Origin of the sequence: Kitasatospora sp. NPDC056531, assembly GCF_042794375.1 — a bacterium.
Lineage (GTDB): Bacteria > Actinomycetota > Actinomycetes > Streptomycetales > Streptomycetaceae > Kitasatospora.
In genome coordinates this window covers 28,315-44,223 of sequence record NZ_JBHTTU010000030.1, presented here as the reverse complement: position 1 = coordinate 44,223, position 15,909 = coordinate 28,315, and the positions used below count along the sequence as shown (strand labels likewise).

The following is a 15,909-nucleotide window of genomic DNA, read 5'->3' as shown; positions in this document are numbered from 1 at the left end:
CTCCCGGCACGGGGACGGGCCGTCAGCGGTTGCCGACCGCCTGCTTCACCAGCGTGCGCCCGAAGTCCCACATCAGGCCGTTCCCCCGGTGCGCCTCATCCATGATCTCGGTGAAGGCGTCCACGAACCGGTCCACGTCCCGATCGGTGATGATCAGCGGCGGGATCAGCTTGATCACTTCCAGGTGGTCTCCGGACACCTGGGTCAGGATCCGGTGCCGCTGCAGCAGCGGGACGACCACCATCTGCGCGAACAGCCCCTTGCGCGCGGCTTGCAGGGCGGTCCAACCGGTGCGCAGCTTCAGCGACTTGGGCCGGCCGAACTCGATGCCGATCATCAGCCCGCGGCCGCGCACCTCGGCGAGCAGCTCGTACTTGTCGGCCAGCGCGGCCAGCCGCTCGCGGAACCGGTCGCCGACCTGCCGGGAGTTCTCCACCACCTTCTCGTCGCGCATCACCTCCAGGGTCGCCAGCCCCGCCGCCATCGCCTGGGCGTTGGACCCGAAGCTGGCCGAGTGCACCAGCACCCGGTCCATCGAGGAGTACACCTTCTCGAAGATCCAGCCCTTGCCGAGCGTCGCCCCGACCGGCACGTACCCGCCGGAGAGCGCCTTGGCGACGCACACCAGGTCGGGCAGCACGCCCTCCTCGCTCTGGTAGGCGAAGAACTCGCCGGTGCGGCCGATCCCGGTCTGCACCTCGTCGCAGATCAGCAGCGCCCTGTGCTCGTGCAGCAGCGCCTGGGCGGCACGCAGCCAGCCGGGCGGCGGCGCCTGGACCCCCTTGCCCTGGATCGGCTCGACGATCAGCGCCGCGACGTCGCCGCGCTTCAACTCCTTGGCCAGCGCGCCGATGTCGCCGAGCGGGATGGCGGTGTCCGGCAGCAGCGGGTCGAAGCCCTTGCGGAAGCCGCTCTCCCCGTTGACCGAGAGCGAGCCGGTGGTCAGCCCGTGGAAGGCGTGGTCGGCGTAGAGGATCCGCTTGCGCCCGGTGGCGTACCGGGCGAACTTGAGTGCGGTCTCCACCGCCTCGGTGCCGCTGTTGCCGAAGAACACCCGGTCCAGCCCCGGCGCGTACGACAGCAGTCGCTCGGCCAGCAGTCCGGGCAGCGGCGAGCAGTCGAAGCGGACCAGGTCCGGCAGGTCCAGGTCCATCACCTGCTGGATCGCCGAACGCACCACCGGGTGGTGGCGGCCGAGCGCGAAGATGCCGAAGCCGGCCAGCATGTCGAGGTACTCATTGCCCTCGGCGTCGTAGAAGTACTGGCCTTCGGCGCGCTCGTAGTACTTGTCGAAGCCGATGGTGTGGAGCATCCGCGGCAGCTGCGGGTTGAGGTAGCGGCTGTGCAGCTCGTAGCGCTCACCGCCGCGTTCGGCGACGAGGGCGGCGAGGTCGAAGGCGGGGCGGCCTGGGTCAACCGGCATGGCGCGGATTCGCTCCTCGGGTCGGTAGCAGGTTCTTGGCGAAGACAGCGGTCTGGGCCGCGACCCCGGTGCCGGTCAGGCCGGTCACCTCCAGGATCTCCCCGCGCTCCGCGTGGCCGAGGAACTCCTGCGGCAGGCCCAGCACCCGCACCGGGACGTCCACGTCGGCGTCGCGCAGCGCCTGGGAGACGACCGAACCGACGCCGCCGGTCCGACCGTTGTCCTCGACGGTGACCACGAGCCGGTGGGCGGCGGCGAGTTCGGGCAGCGCCGGGTCCACCGGCTTGACCCAGCGCGGGTCGACCACGGTCGCGGTGAAGCCCTCGGCGAGCAGCAGCCGGGCGGCGTCCAGGCAGGCCGAGGCGGTGGCGCCGACGGCGACCAGCAGGATCTCCGGCACCGCGCCGGTGCGCAGCAGCACGTCCGTCCCGCCGATCCGCTCGATCGCCGCGACGGCGGGCCCGACGTTCCCCTTGGGGAAGCGCACCACGGTGGGGGCGTCCTCGACCGCGACGGCCTCGCGCAGCTGGGCCCGCAGCTGGTCGGCGTCGCGCGGCGCGGCCAGCCGCAGTCCGGGGACGACCTGGAGGATCGACATGTCCCACATGCCGTTGTGCGAGGCACCGTCCGGCCCGGTCACCCCGGAGCGGTCGAGCACGAAGGTGACGCCCAGCCGGTGCAGGGCGACGTCCATCAGCACCTGGTCGAAGGCCCGGTTGAGGAAGGTCGCGTACACCGCGACCACCGGGTGCAGCCCGCCGGTGGCCAGGCCCGCCGCGCTGGTGACGGCGTGCTGCTCGGCGATCCCGACGTCGAAGGTCCGGTCCGGGTAGGCCTTGGCGAACGGTCCCAGCCCGACCGGCTGGAGCATCGCGGCGGTGATCGCCACCAGCTCGGGCCGCTCGGCGCCGAGCTCGACCAGTTCCGCGCCGAACACGGAGGTCCAGGAGACCCCGGCGCTGGGCGAGATCGGCAGGCAGGTGTACGGGTCGATCGGGTTGACGGCGTGGAAGCGGTCGGCCTCGTCCTGCTCGGCCGGCAGGTAGCCGCGCCCCTTGACGGTCAGGCAGTGCACGATGACCGGGCCGCCGAAGTTGCGGGCCTGGCGCAGCGCCTGTTCGACCGCTCCCAGGTCGTGGCCGTCGATCGGCCCGAGGTACTTGAGCCCGAGGTCCTCGAACATGCCCTGCGGCGCGAAGGCGTCCTTGAACCCCTTCTTGGCGCCGTGCAGAGCGTCGAAGATCGGCTGGCCGACCAGCGGGGTGCGCTGCAGCGCCTCCTTGCCGAGGGCGAGGAAGCGCTCGTAGCCCTGGGTGGTGCGCAGGGTGGCCAGGTGGTTGGCCAGGCCGCCGATGGTCTTGGCGTAGGAGCGCTCGTTGTCGTTGACGACGATGACCAGCGGCCGGTCGCGCGCCTCGGCGATGTTGTTGAGCGCCTCCCAGGCGAGCCCGCCGGTGAGCGCGCCGTCGCCGATCACCGCGACGGTGTGCCGGTCGTGCTGGCCGAGCAGTTGGGCGGCCTTGGCCAGCCCGTCGGCGTAGGAGAGCGCGGTGGAGGCGTGCGAGTTCTCGACCAGGTCGTGTTCGGACTCGGCCCGCGAGGGGTAGCCGGACAGCCCGCCCTTCGTCCGCAGCTTCGAGAAGTCCTGGCGGCCGGTGAGCAGCTTGTGGACGTAGCTCTGGTGCCCGGTGTCGAAGACGATCCGGTCGTACGGCGAGTCGAAGACCCGGTGCAGCGCGATGGTCAGCTCCACCACGCCGAGGTTGGGCCCGAGGTGGCCGCCGGTGCGGGTGACGGCGTCGATCAGGAAGGCGCGGATCTCGTCGGCGAGCAGCGGGAGTTCGGACGCGGGCAGCTTGCGCAGCTCGGCCGGGGATGTGACGCGGGAGAGCAGTGACACGGGTACACCTCACGACTCGATGCGGTGCGGTGGTGACTCCGCCCGAGGGGGCGGGCCGGCCCGGGCGCCGCGGCCCGGGCCGGGCTGAGCACGACCGGGCTCAGTGCCCGCGGTTGGCGCTGACGGTCTCGGTGATGGCGCGCAGCGACTGCTGGAGCGAGCCCATGGTCGCGAGGACGGCGGTCGGCTCGTAGCCGCAGTGGGCCATGCAGTTCTCGCAGCGCGGGTCCTTTCCGCGGCCGTACTTGCTCCAGTCGGTCTTCTCGACCAGCTCGCGGTAGGTCGGCACGTAGCCGTCGGCCATCAGGTAGCAGGGCCGCTGCCAGCCGAACAGCGAGTAGTTGGGGATGCCCCAAGGGGTGCACTCGAAGTCGGCCTTGCCCTCCAGGAAGTCCAGGAAGAGCGGGCTGTGGTTGAGTCGCCAGCGCCGGCGGTTGCCGCCGGCGAAGGCCTTGCGGAACAGCTCGCGGGTCTGCTCGACGCCGAGGAAGTGCTCCTGGTCGGGGGCCTTCTCGTAGGCGTAGGCCGGGGAGATCATCATCTCGTCCACCTTCAACTCGTCGTTGAGGTAGTCGAGTACGTCGATGACCGTCTGCGCGGTGTCGGTGTTGAAGAAGGTGCTGTTGGTGGTGACCCGGAAGCCGCGCCGCTTGGCCTCCTTGATCGCGGCCACCGCCTCGTCGAAGGTGCCCTCCTTGGCCACCGACTCGTCGTGCCGCTCGCGCAGGCCGTCGATGTGCACGGCGAAGGTGAAGTACGGCGAGGGCTTGAACTTGTCGATCTTCTTGCGCAGCAGCAGCGCGTTGGTGCAGAGGAAGACGTACTTGCGGTGCTCGACCAGTTGTCGGACGATCTCGTCGATCTGCGGGTGCATCAGCGGCTCGCCGCCGGCGATCGAGACCATCGGGGCACCCGACTCCAGGACCGCGCCGACCGCCTGCGCGACGGGCATCCGCTGCTTGAGGACGCCCGCCGGGTGCTGGATCTTGCCGCAGCCCTCGCAGGCGAGGTTGCACGCGAACAGCGGTTCCAGCTCGACGATCAGCGGGAACTTGTCCCGGCGCTTGAACAGCTTCTGCTGCAGCAGGTAGGTGCCGACCCGCACGGTCTGGCGCAACGGCATGGCCATGGCTAGCTCGCCTCCTGGGGGAGCGTCGAGGATGTGGGGTGGTTCAGGTCTGCGGAGCCGGTCCCGGGCTCCTGTCGGTACCAGTCGACCAGGGCGGGTACCGTCGCCCGCAGGGTCCGCCAGGCGCGCACCCCGGCGGGCAGGGTGCCGGGCCGCAGCAGCTCGTGCTCGGGGGTGTCCACCACCACCCGCAGGACGGCGACGGGCAGCGCCGCGCGCACCTCCCGCAGCGCGGACAGGACGGCGGCGGCCTCCATGTCGACGGCGAGCGCGCCCTGCAGGTGCAGCGCGCGCCGCTCGATACCCCGCACCACGTGGTCGGCGGTGTGGTGCACCCCGGTGTGCGCGGTCAGCCCGTGCCCCTTGAGCGCCCGGGCCAGCTCCGGTCCGGAGTCGACCGGGTACAGGTGGCCCTCGGCGTCGCGCACGCCGTCGGCGGCCACCACGTCGCCCGACGCCACGCCCGGGCCGACGGCGGCGCCGAATCCGGCCACCACGACGGCCCCGTAGCCGCCCGGGGCGGAGCTGAGCACCCGTCGGACGGCCAGCCCGGCGCGCCGCCGGCCGACCCCGGTGCGCACCAGCACCGGGGGGCCGCCGGCGGCGCCGCGCCAGTCACCGCCGCGCAGGGCCCAGACCTCGGGGCCCAGTGCGCAGAGCACCAGCAGGGGGGCGGTGGTCACCGCGCCGCCCCGATCGCCGGGGTACCGCTCGGCTTCGCCCCACCGTCCGGATCGGCCGTCGGCGCGCCGTTGAGGTAGCGGCCGAGCGCGGTGACCGGGAAGACCAGCCGGTACAGGTGGTAGTTGATGGAGAAGTCCCACGGAAACCCGGTGCCGGTGAACTGCGGTTCGTCCCAGGTGCCTTCGGGCAGCTGGGTGCGCACCAGCCAGTCCACGCCGCGCTCCACCGACGGGTTGGGCCGGCCTTCCGGGCCCTCACCGGCCGCGAGCAGCGCCATCAGCGCCCACGCGGTCTGCGAGGCGGTGGAGTCGCCCCTCCCGGCCCAGCGTTCCGGGTCGTCGTAGGAGCGCATGTCCTCGCCCCAGCCGCCGTCGGCGTTCTGCCGGTCCTCCAGCCAGCGCACCGCCCGGCGGATCGCCGGGTGCTCGTCCGGGACGCCGGCCGCGACCAGGGCGGGCAGCACCGAGCCGGTGCCGTAGATGTAGTTGGTGCCCCAGCGGCCGAACCAGGAGCCGTCCGCCTCCTGGTTGCGCAGCAGCCACTCGATGCCGCGCCGTGTCCGCGGGTCCCGGGCCCGGCCGGTCTCGGCGAGCATCTCCACCACGTGGGCGGTGACGTCGGCGGACGGCGGGTCGACCACCTCGCCGAAGTCGCAGAACGGCAGCTTGTTGGGCAGCAGGCTGGTGTTGTCGACGTCGAAGGCGCCCCAGGCGCCGTTCTTGGACTGCATGCCGAGGTTCCAGAGCACGCCCCGGTCCACCGCCGCGTCGACCTTGGCCTGGTCGGGGTGGGCTACCCGGCGCAGTGCGAGCACCACCTCGGCGGTGTCGTCGATGTCGGGGTAGGTGTCGTTCTCGAACTCGAAGGCCCAACCGCCGGCCGGCAGCCCGGGCCGCTGGACGGACCAGTCGCCGCGCTTGCGGATCTCCTCACCGAGCATCCAGTCGACGGCGGAGACCAGCGCCGGGTGGTCGGCCGGCACCCCGGCGTCGACCAGCGCGATGGTGGCCAGGCAGGTGTCCCAGACCGGGGACTGGCAGGCCTCCATCCAGCGCATGCCGTCCTCGGTGTGCACGGTGAAGCGGTCGAAGGAGGCGAGCCCGGCCTTCATCACCGGGTGCTCCAGCTCGTAGCCCTCCAGGTGCAGGGCGATCAGCGAGTAGACGGCCGGGGGCTGGATGCCGCCCCAGCAGCCGTCGGCCTCCTGCCGCTCGACGATCCAGCGGCAGGCCTGGGAGACGGCGAGCCGGCGCAGCGGCCGGAAGGCCCGGCGGTGGTAGGCGTGCAGCGCCTTGTCGAGGCGCTCGAACAGGCCGTCCCAGCTGGTGGCGGGGGCGAGCGGCCGGTCGGGGTACGGGTGGTCCGGGTCGGTGTGCAGCTCGGTGAGCTGGAAGGGGGCCGGACGGACCGGGCGGTGGGCCGAGACGACGGTCAGCGGGACGATGGTCTGGCGGGCCCAGCAGCCGAAGGCGTAGATGTTCAGCGGCAGCCACTTGGGCAGGAAGATGATCTCCGGCGGCATCTCCGGCAGCCGTTCCCAGGGCCACCAGCCGAAGAGCGCGAGCCAGATCCGGGTGAACACCCGGGCGGCCGCGATGCCCCCGGCGGAGCGGACGTAGCGCGCGGCGGCCAGCATGTGCGGGGCGTTCGGGTCGTCACCGGCGAGCTTGAGGGCGACGTACGCCTCGACCGTGGTGGAGAGCTCGGGCGGTCCTCCGTGGAAGGTGGCCCAGGTGCCGTCCTCCCGCTGCTGCGAGCGGATCCACTCGGCGGTGGCCCGGGTCTGCTCCTCGGTCCTGATGCCCAGGAACTGGCGGAGCAGTAAGTCCTCGGCGTCCATGGTGACGTTGGTCTCCAGATCGCCCTTCCACCAGCCCTCGGAGGACTGCAGCGAGAGCAGGTGGGTGGTCGCGCGCGCCAGGGCCTCGCGCGCGTCGGCGGGCCGGAGTTCCGCCTCACCGGCCGGCCGGAGCTGGTCGGTGTCCTCGGGCTGCCACCGCCCCGCACCCAGCAGGGTCGGGGGGCGGTCGCCCACCGCGACCGGCTCGGAATCGTACTCAGGGTCGAGCCGGCCGTCCGCGGTTGCTGTCAACGTAACGTCACCTCTCTCGTACCACCACGAATTCGGCGAGTGCGACGAAGTGCTCGCGCACCACGTCGGACATGGGCACCTCGTCCAGGGCGGCGAGGGCAGTCGTGTGCTGGCGGCGGGCCTCCTCCTGGGTCCAGGCCCGGCCGCCGGCCTCCTCGATCAGCGCGGCCCGGACGGCGAGCTCGGGCTCGCTCTCCAGGCCCCGGCCCTTCGGGTCCGCCAGCTCCTCAGCCAGCCGGCGCGAGGCCCGACCGCCCTCGGCCAGTGCGGCGGCGACCGGCAGGGACTTCTTGCGCTGGCGCAGGTCTCCCCAGTGCGGCTTGCCGGTGACCTCGGTGGCGCCCCAGATGCCGAGCAGGTCGTCCACCGCCTGGAAGGCGAGGCCCAGGTGGTGGCCGTAGCGCTGGAGCGCGTCGGACACCTTGTCGTCGGCCCCGGCCAGCACCGCGCCGATCGCCGAGGCGGCGGCCAGCAGCGCCGCCGTCTTGCCGCCCTCCATCTCCAGGCACTCGGCGACGGTGACGCTGTCGCGCTGCTCGAAGGCGACGTCCATGGCCTGGCCGTCGATCAGCCGGCGGGTCGCGGTGGTGAGCAGCCGGACGGCACGCGTGGCGTCGGCGGGGCTCGTGCCACCGGTCTCCGCGGCATCGAGCAACACCTCCGTGCCGAGCGTGGCCAGGGCGTCGCCGACCAGGATCGCCTGGGCCGGTCCGAAGACCGTCCAGGCGGTGGCCCGATGCCGCCGGGTCTCGTCACCGTCCATCAGATCATCATGAAGGAGGGAGAAGTTGTGCACCAGTTCAACGGCGACCCCACCGGGTACACCCACCTCGGGCGCCGCACCGGTGGCCTGGGCTGAGAGCAGCGCCAGCGCCGGACGCACCGCCTTGCCGCCGTCCCCCTCCACCGGGACGCCGTCCCGGTCGATCCAGCCGAAGTGGTAGGCCGCGACGGTGTCCATCGGTGCAGCCAAACGGGCGACGGCAGCCCGGAGCGGCGGGGTACAGAGCGTACGGCTGCGGGCGAGCAGCTCCGGCACCGAGACCGGTTCGGCGTGCGCCGTGCCTCCGACGGCGAAGCCGGTGCGTGACTCCACGTGCGTTCCCTCTCCCTCGTGGTGCCGGACCGCGCGGGGCGGCCGGGTGCTGTCGGTGCGGCTGGTGTCGATGGTGGTGCCGAAGCGAACGGCGTCGGTACGGCCGATCGGGCCGATCGGGCCGATGCGGCCGACAGTACGCCCGTCGGCTCTGGCGGGCTCTCCGGCCGAGGGGCCCGCCGTCACCTGGGCCACCTCCCATCGCCCCGGTCCACCGGCACCCGGACGCCGGCCGCGGCGAGCGCGGCGTCGGCGGCGGCGTGGCCGCTGCGCACGGCGCCCTCCATGGTCGCGGGCCAGCCGGTGGCCGTCCACGAGCCGGCCAGCAGCAGGCCGGGGACGGCCGTCGCGGCCGACGGGCGCAGCGCGGCGGTGCCCGGGGCGCCGTCGAAGGTTGCGGTGCGCTCCCGGGTGACGAAGAAGTCCAGCACCTCGGCCCCGGCGGCGGCCGGCAGCAGCCGGGCCAGCTCGGGCAGGTAGCGGCGGCGCAGTTCGGCCACCGGCAGGTCGATCTCGTCCTGGACGGCGGACTGCGAGAGTGCCAGGTACTGGGCGCCCGGGTGGGCTCGGCCGATCGAGGTGCCGGCCAGGCCGGAGTGGGTGGTGCGGTCGAAGACCCACTGGACCGGCGAGTCGAGCGCGGCGAAGAAGGGCCGGCGCAGCACCTTGCGGTCGTAGACCACGTGCACGTTGAGGATCGGCGCGGTGCCGAAGTCGGCCAGCCGCTGGGGCACGGCGCCCGGCGGCAGCAGGGCGGCCGCGCTGTCCTGGGCGCCGGCCAGCACGACGGTGTCGGCGGCGAGCAGTTCCCCGCCCTCCAGCCGGACGGCGTGCTGGGGCGCGGCCGGCTTGAGTTCCGCGACCCGGGCGCGCGGCAGCACCTTCACGCCGGCGCGTTCCAGTTCGGCGAGCGCCCGGTCGTGGTGGATCACGCCGAGCGGGACGGCGGCGATGCCGATGTCGGCGGCGCCGGGGTCGGAGAGCAGACCGGTCTTGAACACCTTGGCGGCGAGCGCCAGCGACACCTGGTCGGCCCGGGCGTTCAGGGTGGCGACGCCGACCAGGTCCCACAGCGCGGCCGTGGTGGCGGCGTTCTGCCCGTTGCGGCGCAGCCACTCGCCGAAGGAGAGCCGGTCCAGCGCCGGGTCGTCGAGGTCCAGGCCCTTGAGGGCGAGCGCGCCGCGGACCACTCGGGCGCGGTCGGCCGGCGACAGGTGCGGGTAGCGGGCGAGGCTGCCGGCCAGGTGCAGCGGGACGGGCAGGCCGGCCCGGCGCAGTCGGCCGAGGGTGCGCACCGGGGCCGCGTCGGGACCGGTGGCGGAGAGCACCGGGACGTCCAGCCGGTCCTGCAGGTGGGTCATCCGGGTGGCGCCGAGGCGCTCCAGCAGGCCGCGGTAGGCGGTGCAGCAGCGCAGGTAGACGTGCTGGCCGTTGTCGACGGTCAGTTCGCCGCGCTGGAAGGAGAAGGCCAGGCCCCCGAGCCGGGGCCGCCCCTCCGCGAGGGTGACCTCGTGGCCGGCCTCGGCCAGCCGCAGTGCGGCGGTGATCCCGGCCAGGCCGCCGCCGACCACGACGGCGGCCGGGCGCGCGGCATCGGCTCGCCCGGTCATCGGACCTCCCCCTCGAAGTCGCTGGACCGCGCGGCGGCGGTCGCTGTGGCCGGCACGCTGGCGGTCGGCGCTGCCGCGGTCCAGACGGTCGTGGTCAGCACGGCTCTATCCGGTGATTCCCCGCTGACACAGCGTGACAGAACTGTGGCGAGAATCAAGAACGCCCCCCGGCGAGCCCGGAAAGCGCGACGTACGCCTTCTCCCAGCCCGGCAGCGAGACCCGGCCGCGCAGTACCGACTCCGGGTCGGCGGCGATCCGGCCGAGCAGCCGGTGGTAGATCCCCGCCATCGCGGCGGTGCAGGCGCGACTGCGGCGGTCGAGCATCGGCAGCAGCCGCAGGCCCTCCTCGAAGGCGGCCTGGGCGCGGGCGGCCTCGAAGGCCACCAGGCCGGTGAAGTCGGCGCCGGCCGGCGGCTTGGGCAGCGCGAAGCCCTGCTCGCAGCCGAACCGGACCAGGTCCTCGGCGGGCAGGTAGGTGCGGCCGTTCAGGGCGTCCTCACGCAGGTCGCGCAGGATGTTGGTCAGCTGCAGGGCAAGCCCCAGGGTGTCCGCGTACCGCGCCCCGAGCTCGGGGTCGTCGCAGCCGTACACGCCCAGCGAGAGCCGGCCGATCGCGCCGGCCACGCAGCGGCAGTAGACCTTCAGCTCCTCGTAGGTCTGGTACTCAGCGCCCTTGAGGTCCATCTCGACGCCGTCGATCAGCTCGTCGAAACCGCCGAGCGGGATCGGGAAGCGCCGGGCCGCGTCGGCCAGGGCCACCTTGATCGGGTCGGTGTCGTCCTCGGCGACCACCCCGGTGCGGACCTCGTCCACCAGTTCCCGGGTGCGCAGCAGCGCCTCGGCCTTGCGGTCGTCCGGGAGGTCGCCGTCGCCGATGTCGTCCACCCGGCGGGCCAGGGCGTACAGGGCCGACATGGCCAGCCGCTTGGGCTCGGGCAACAGCCGGATGCCGTAGCTGAAGTTGCGCGCCTGCATCCCGGTGACTGCCTCGCAGTACCGGTACGCCGCCATGACCTGGGCCGACGCCAGTGGTGATGCCGCCACTCGGGCGTTCACCTTCCCTTCGCGAAGATGGCTGCCGCCTTCGCTGCGAGGCGGCGCTTGTCCGGCTTCGCCTGCTGGGCGAGTACGTCGTACCCGGCGTCCTCGACGGCAGCCAGGGCCGCGTAGCCGCCGGCGGTGAATCCCGCCAGGAGCAGTCGAAGCCTCCCCCGAACCGTACCTACCAATGGTGCGCCGCGGTCGAGCAGGGTGCGGGCCCGTTCGGCCTCGAAGGCGATCAGTTCCCGCACCGCCCCGTTCGCGCTGGGGGCGGCGAGGTCGGCCTCGGTGACGCCGAAGCGCTCGAGGTCCTCGGTGGGGAGGTAGATGCGGCCGTGTGAGAGGTCCTCGGCGACGTCCTGCAGGTGCTCGACCACCTGGAGGCCGCTGCAGACGGCGTCCGACAGCGCGAGCCGCTCGGGGGTGGAGACGCCCGCGATGGCCAGCACCAGGCGGCCCACCGGGTCGGCGGAGAGGGTGCAGTAGCCGATCAGGTCGTCGTAGGTGGCGTAGCGGGCGGTGGTCTGGTCCACCCGGTTGGCCTCGATCAGACGGCGGAACGGCTCGGGGGTGAGGGCGCGCCGGTCGACCAGCGGGACCAGCGCCTGCATCAGCGGGTGGCGGGGCCGGTCGGCGCCGCCGGGGCGCAGGGCGGTCTCGAAGACCCGATCGAGGTCGTGCTCCAGTCCGTCGAGCAGGGCGAGCCGGAAGGCGACCTCCGCCGGGCTCGGCGGGCCGGACTGGTCCGAAGGGGTGGCGGGGGGCCGCTGCTCGATCCCGAGCAGGGTGGCGGTGGCGGCCGGGTCGGCCAGGTCACCGTCGCCGGCGTCGTCGACCAGCCGGGCGAAGCCGTAGACCCTCATCAGGTCGTCCCGCCAGGCCGCGGGCACGAAGAACGGGGCGACCGGGAAGTTCTCCGCACCCGCCTTCTCCAGGGTCTGTCCCACGGAGGGGTTCACCGGCGTATCTCTGGGCTGGGCCGAAGCCGACACTGCAGTCACTCCCCCGTTCTACACCGCCGGGTATCACCGGTCCGACTCGGACACGCGTCCGAACGCGGGCGTCACGCACGACACACCACCCCCGCGCCTACAGCCTGACACCACGGGCCGCGCCCGAGAAGAGCGCCCCGCCCGCGCACGGGGGCGCTCACCCCCGCGGCGGCGGGCCACCCGGGGTACCGGTGGCCGCATGCCGAAGGGCCGGCCCCGGAGCATTCCGGGGCCGGCCCTCGGGAGCCAGCGGCTTTCGAAGCCGGGGCTTACGGGCGCTCGCCGCGCTCGTAGCGGCCGACGACCTCCTCGGTCGGGCCGTCCATGACCAGCTCGCCGGCCTCGATCCAGATGGTCCGCTCGCAGACCTCGCGGATCGAGTTGTTGTCGTGGCTGACCAGGAAGACCGTACCGGCGGACCCGCGCAGCTCGTCGATGCGCTTCTTGCTGCGCTGCTGGAAGGCCTGGTCACCGGTGGCCAGCGCCTCGTCGATCAGCAGCACGTCGTGGGTCTTGGCGGCGGCGATCGAGAAGCGCAGCCGGGCGCCCATGCCGGAGGAGTAGGTGCGCATCGGCAGGGAGATGAAGTCGCCCTTGTCGTTGATCCCGGAGAAGTCGACGATGTCCTGGTAGCGCGCCCGCACGTCGGCCGGGGACATCCCCATCGCCAGGCAGCCCAGGATGACGTTGCGCTCACCGGTGAGCTCGTTCATCAGGGCCGCGTTGACGCCCAGCAGCGAGGGCTGGCCGTTGGTGTAGATGCCGCCCTTCTCGGTCGGCAGCAGGCCCGCGATGGCAGCCAGCATGGTCGACTTGCCGGAGCCGTTGGAGCCGATCAGGCCGACCGCCTCGCCCTTGTACGCGGTGAAGCTGATGCCCTTGACCGCGTGCACCTCGCGAACGCCGGCGGCGCGCTTGCGGCTGACGATGCGGCTCAGCGCCGAGGTGGCGCTGCCCTTGCCGGAACCGGCGCCGTGCACCTTGTAGACGATGTGCACGTCGTCGACGACGACGGTGGGCTCGCGGGCCACGTTCGCGGCCGGGACGGCGTCGCGCTTGCTCAGGTCGGTGTCAGCCACGGCCGTACTCCTCCTCGGCCTTCCAGAAGAAGACGTATCCGATGACGAACATGCCGACGCCCCAGGCCAGACCGTACGTCCACTGGTGCGGCGGGATGGTCTGGTGCGCGGGCAGGTGCTTGTTGTAGATGATCGGCGCGAAGGCGTGCCGGAGCAGGTCCATGTAGACCGAGGCCGGGTTGAGGGCCATGATCGTCTGGATGTAGTGCGGCCAGGACGAGACCTTGTCCTGGATGCTGAACATCACGCCGGACAGGAACATCCAGGCGCGCATCACGAACGGGATCAGCTGCGAGATGTCGCTGGTCTTGGAACCGATCCGGGCGAAGATCAGCGAGACGCCGGTGTTGAACAGGGTCTGCAGGAACAGCGCCGGAAGGATCAGCAGCCAGGTCTTGCCGGGGGTGATGCCGGCCGCCAGCACGGTGATGACCAGCACGATCATCGAGATCAGCAGCTGCTGGAGCTGGATCACGGTGAAGGCGATCGGCAGGCTGGCGCGCGGGAAGTGCAGCGCGCGGATCAGGCCGAGGTTGTCCGAGATCGCCCGGGTGCCGGACTGCACCGCGTTCTGGGTGAACTGGAAGATGAAGACGCCGATGCAGAGCCAGGCGATGTAGGTGTTCGGCGGGAAGTTGTCCTTGCTCTTCAGGATGACGCCGAAGACCAGGTAGAACACACCACAGTTGAGCAGCGGGGTCACGACCTGCCAGAGCTGGCCCAGCTTGGCGTCGGTGTACTGGGCCACCAGGCGAGCGGTGGCGAAGGCCCAGACGAAGTGGCGCCGGGCCCAGAGCTGCTTGGTGTAGGAGAACAGGCCCGGCCGGGCGCCGCTCACCGACAGACCGTACTTGTCCGCAAGCTGCTTGGGGGTCAGGCCCGCGTCCGCCCCCCTGGGGGCTGAGAGGCTGACGGGTTCACTCACTGTCGACACATTCGTCCTTCACGCGGGATCGGTCGGGGCGGCCGGTCGGCGGGGGTCCGCCGGCCTTGCGCCGATGGGGATCCACTGGGATCACGGGGGATTCCGGCCGGTGTGTGATCACCAGCCGTGGCGATCTATCACCTGATCAAATCAGATGATCGGAGGTCGGCCCATCCTGGTCAGTCGCCAGACGGTACGCCATCGCATGGGCTTGCGCGGACCACAGGGTTCGCGGAAGCCCGCCCGGAATCCGCCCAGCCAGGCCTTCAGTCCCTCGGCGGAGGGGCGTCGGGCCACGGTCAGCAGAAACCAGGTTCCCAGATAGAGAGGCACCAGCGGGGCCGGAAGGTTCCGCCTCGCGAGCCAGACCCTGTTACGGGCCACGTTGTGGAAGTAGGCGACGTGCCGGGCCGGCGAGGTCGCCGGGTGGTGCAGCACCACGTCCGCCCGGTAGTCGATGGCCCAGCCGGCGTCCAGCGCGCGCCACGCGAGGTCGGTCTCCTCGTGGGCGTAGAAGAACTCGGCGGGCAGCTGCCCGGCCTGCTCGAACACCTTGCAGCGCACGGCGCTCGCACCGCCCAGGAAGGTGGTCACCCGGGAGGAGCGCATCGGGTCGCTGGCGCGCAGCCGGGGGACGTGCCGACGCTGGGTGACACCGGTGTCGGGGTCCTCGATCCGGAAGGACACGATGCCCAGCTCCGGGTCGGCGGTGAACGCCTCGCGCAGCAGCCGGGCCGAGTCGGTGCGCGGCAGCAGCCCGTCGTCGTCCAGGAAGAGGACGGCGTCCACGTCCCGGCCGTCCGGCCCGAACAGCTCGATGCCGACGTTGCGACCGCCCGGGATGCCGAGGTTCTCCGGCAGCTCGACGGTGCGCACGCCCTCCGGCAGCGGGGGCAGCTCGACGCCCTGGCCCACCACGGCGAGCTCGACGTCCGGGCCCTCCTGGGCGCGGACGGAATCGATCAGGGCGTTGAGCTCGGCGGGCCGGTTGCCCATGGTGATGATGACGACACCGAGGCGGAAGCTCTCCGCGGTGATGGAAGTGGTCATGCGCCCGCCCCGCTCCGCTCGGCGAGGGCGTCGGCCCACGCGCGGCCTTCGATCATGAACTCGCTCCGCCCGGTCATCGCAGCCTGCTCGACAGGACGATGCTCAGCAGGTGCAGCACGGTCTGCAGTATGGCGATGGCCGCCAGCACCACGACCGCGAGCCGGGTGAAGAACAGCCCGCCGTGCACGGCGTCGGCGACCCCGGCCGCCAGGATGAACAGCGAGGCCTCGACCGCGCCGACCAGGCGGTGGAACTTCAGGAAGGAGGCCGCCCGGCGCGCCTTGGCCACCGAGGAGGAGCGCGGCACCGAGGCGCTGTCCTCGACGGCGGTCATGCCGCTGCGGGCCCGGGCCACGTCCACCAGGTCCGTCTCGGACTTGATCAGGATGGCGCCGAGCGCGGCCAGCGTGCCCAGGAACGCCCACTCCCAGTGGGAGCCGTGGCCCTCGCGGTGCAGCAGGTCGGTGGCGCGCAGGCCGAGCCCGGTCAGCAGGGCCGCCTCGGACATGTAGTGGCCGACCCGGTCCAGGTAGACACCGGTGAGCGAGGTCTGCCGGCGCCAGCGGGCCACCTCGCCGTCCACGCAGTCCAGCAGCAGGTAGACCTGGATCAGCAGCGCGCCCAGGACCGCGCCGGCGATGCCCGGGACGACCAGCGCGGCACCGGCCAGGATGCCGGTGAACATCATCAGGTACGTCAGGCCGTTGGGCGTGATCGCCGTCATGGTGGACAGCACGCGGGTGATCCGCAGCGAGATCTTCCGCATGTACAGGCGCCCGGCCCAGTGCTCGGCGCTGCGGCGCTGGAGCATGCCCTCCGGGTGGATCACCGCGCGCAGTTCCTCGATCGAGGGCCGGCGGGTCAGGTCCACCAGGGGCCGCTCGGCG

The 15,909-nt window shown here is 72.4% G+C and carries 13 protein-coding genes; all 13 read right to left on the bottom strand.

The genetic code is table 11. The annotated features are described in order from the left end of the window. Positions 1-22 precede the first annotated feature (22 nt). Positions 23-1,423: an aspartate aminotransferase family protein gene (locus ACFQ87_RS23985; RefSeq protein WP_380612837.1), complete on the bottom strand. Its 1,401-nt coding sequence runs from the start codon at positions 1,421-1,423 to the stop codon at positions 23-25. Next, complete coding sequence (dxs, locus tag ACFQ87_RS23980) at positions 1,413-3,323, bottom strand: 1-deoxy-D-xylulose-5-phosphate synthase (RefSeq protein WP_380612836.1); 1,911 nt, start codon at positions 3,321-3,323, stop codon at positions 1,413-1,415. The genes ACFQ87_RS23985 and dxs overlap by 11 nt, the downstream gene beginning before the upstream one ends. A 100-nt stretch (positions 3,324-3,423) precedes the next feature. After that, on the bottom strand, positions 3,424-4,452 hold the full coding sequence (gene hpnH / locus ACFQ87_RS23975) for an adenosyl-hopene transferase HpnH (RefSeq protein WP_380612835.1): 1,029 nt from the start codon (positions 4,450-4,452) through the stop codon (positions 3,424-3,426). A gap of 2 nt (positions 4,453-4,454) precedes the next feature. After that, the gene (locus ACFQ87_RS23970; protein WP_380612834.1) at positions 4,455-5,135 is read right to left on the bottom strand and encodes a 1-hydroxy-2-methyl-2-butenyl 4-diphosphate reductase; all 681 of its coding nucleotides are present in this window, start codon (positions 5,133-5,135) and stop codon (positions 4,455-4,457) included. Then, positions 5,132-7,228 carry a squalene--hopene cyclase gene (gene shc / locus ACFQ87_RS23965; protein ID WP_380612833.1) on the bottom strand — a complete coding sequence of 699 codons (2,097 nt, stop codon included), beginning with the start codon at positions 7,226-7,228 and terminating at the stop codon, positions 5,132-5,134. The genes ACFQ87_RS23970 and shc overlap by 4 nt, the downstream gene beginning before the upstream one ends. 7 nt (positions 7,229-7,235) lie before the next feature. Beyond that, on the bottom strand, positions 7,236-8,324 hold the full coding sequence (locus ACFQ87_RS23960) for a polyprenyl synthetase family protein (protein ID WP_380612885.1): 1,089 nt from the start codon (positions 8,322-8,324) through the stop codon (positions 7,236-7,238). A gap of 182 nt (positions 8,325-8,506) precedes the next feature. Beyond that, a complete protein-coding gene (hpnE, locus tag ACFQ87_RS23955) occupies positions 8,507-9,934 on the bottom strand; it encodes a hydroxysqualene dehydroxylase HpnE (protein WP_380612832.1) in 1,428 nt (475 codons plus the stop codon). 154 nt (positions 9,935-10,088) lie between these two features. Continuing rightward, positions 10,089-10,946, bottom strand: a complete 858-nt coding sequence (gene hpnD / locus ACFQ87_RS23950; RefSeq protein WP_380612884.1) for a presqualene diphosphate synthase HpnD — start codon at positions 10,944-10,946, stop codon at positions 10,089-10,091. Positions 10,947-10,987: 41 nt separating this feature from the next. Continuing rightward, positions 10,988-11,935 (bottom strand): squalene synthase HpnC, encoded by a 948-nt coding sequence (hpnC, locus tag ACFQ87_RS23945; protein WP_380612831.1) that lies wholly within the window; start codon positions 11,933-11,935, stop codon positions 10,988-10,990. A 302-nt stretch (positions 11,936-12,237) separates the two neighbouring features. Beyond that, complete coding sequence (locus tag ACFQ87_RS23940; RefSeq protein ID WP_380612830.1) at positions 12,238-13,047, bottom strand: ABC transporter ATP-binding protein; 810 nt, start codon at positions 13,045-13,047, stop codon at positions 12,238-12,240. Then, positions 13,040-13,981, bottom strand: a complete 942-nt coding sequence (locus ACFQ87_RS23935) for an ABC transporter permease (protein ID WP_380612829.1) — start codon at positions 13,979-13,981, stop codon at positions 13,040-13,042. Before ACFQ87_RS23935 ends, ACFQ87_RS23940 begins: the two co-directional genes overlap by 8 nt. Positions 13,982-14,122: 141 nt before the next feature. Further along, complete coding sequence (locus ACFQ87_RS23930; RefSeq protein ID WP_380612828.1) at positions 14,123-15,022, bottom strand: glycosyltransferase family 2 protein; 900 nt, start codon at positions 15,020-15,022, stop codon at positions 14,123-14,125. Positions 15,023-15,095: 73 nt separating this feature from the next. Further along, on the bottom strand, positions 15,096-15,833 hold the full coding sequence (locus tag ACFQ87_RS23925) for a CDP-alcohol phosphatidyltransferase family protein (RefSeq protein WP_380612883.1): 738 nt from the start codon (positions 15,831-15,833) through the stop codon (positions 15,096-15,098). Between the last annotated feature and the right edge of the window lie 76 nt (positions 15,834-15,909).

What these genes read in the sequence shown, in the direction of transcription:
- ACFQ87_RS23985 (WP_380612837.1), bottom strand. Translation starts at nt 1,423, where the DNA reads ATGCCGGTTGACCCAGGCCGCCCCGCCTTCGACCTCGCCGCCCTCGTC.
- hpnH (WP_380612835.1), bottom strand. Translation starts at nt 4,452, where the DNA reads ATGGCCATGCCGTTGCGCCAGACCGTGCGGGTCGGCACCTACCTGCTG.
- hpnE (WP_380612832.1), bottom strand. Translation starts at nt 9,934, where the DNA reads ATGACCGGGCGAGCCGATGCCGCGCGCCCGGCCGCCGTCGTGGTCGGC.
- hpnD (WP_380612884.1), bottom strand. Translation starts at nt 10,946, where the DNA reads ATGGCGGCGTACCGGTACTGCGAGGCAGTCACCGGGATGCAGGCGCGC.
- ACFQ87_RS23930 (WP_380612828.1), bottom strand. Translation starts at nt 15,022, where the DNA reads ATGACCACTTCCATCACCGCGGAGAGCTTCCGCCTCGGTGTCGTCATC.
- ACFQ87_RS23925 (WP_380612883.1), bottom strand. Translation starts at nt 15,833, where the DNA reads ATGCTCCAGCGCCGCAGCGCCGAGCACTGGGCCGGGCGCCTGTACATG.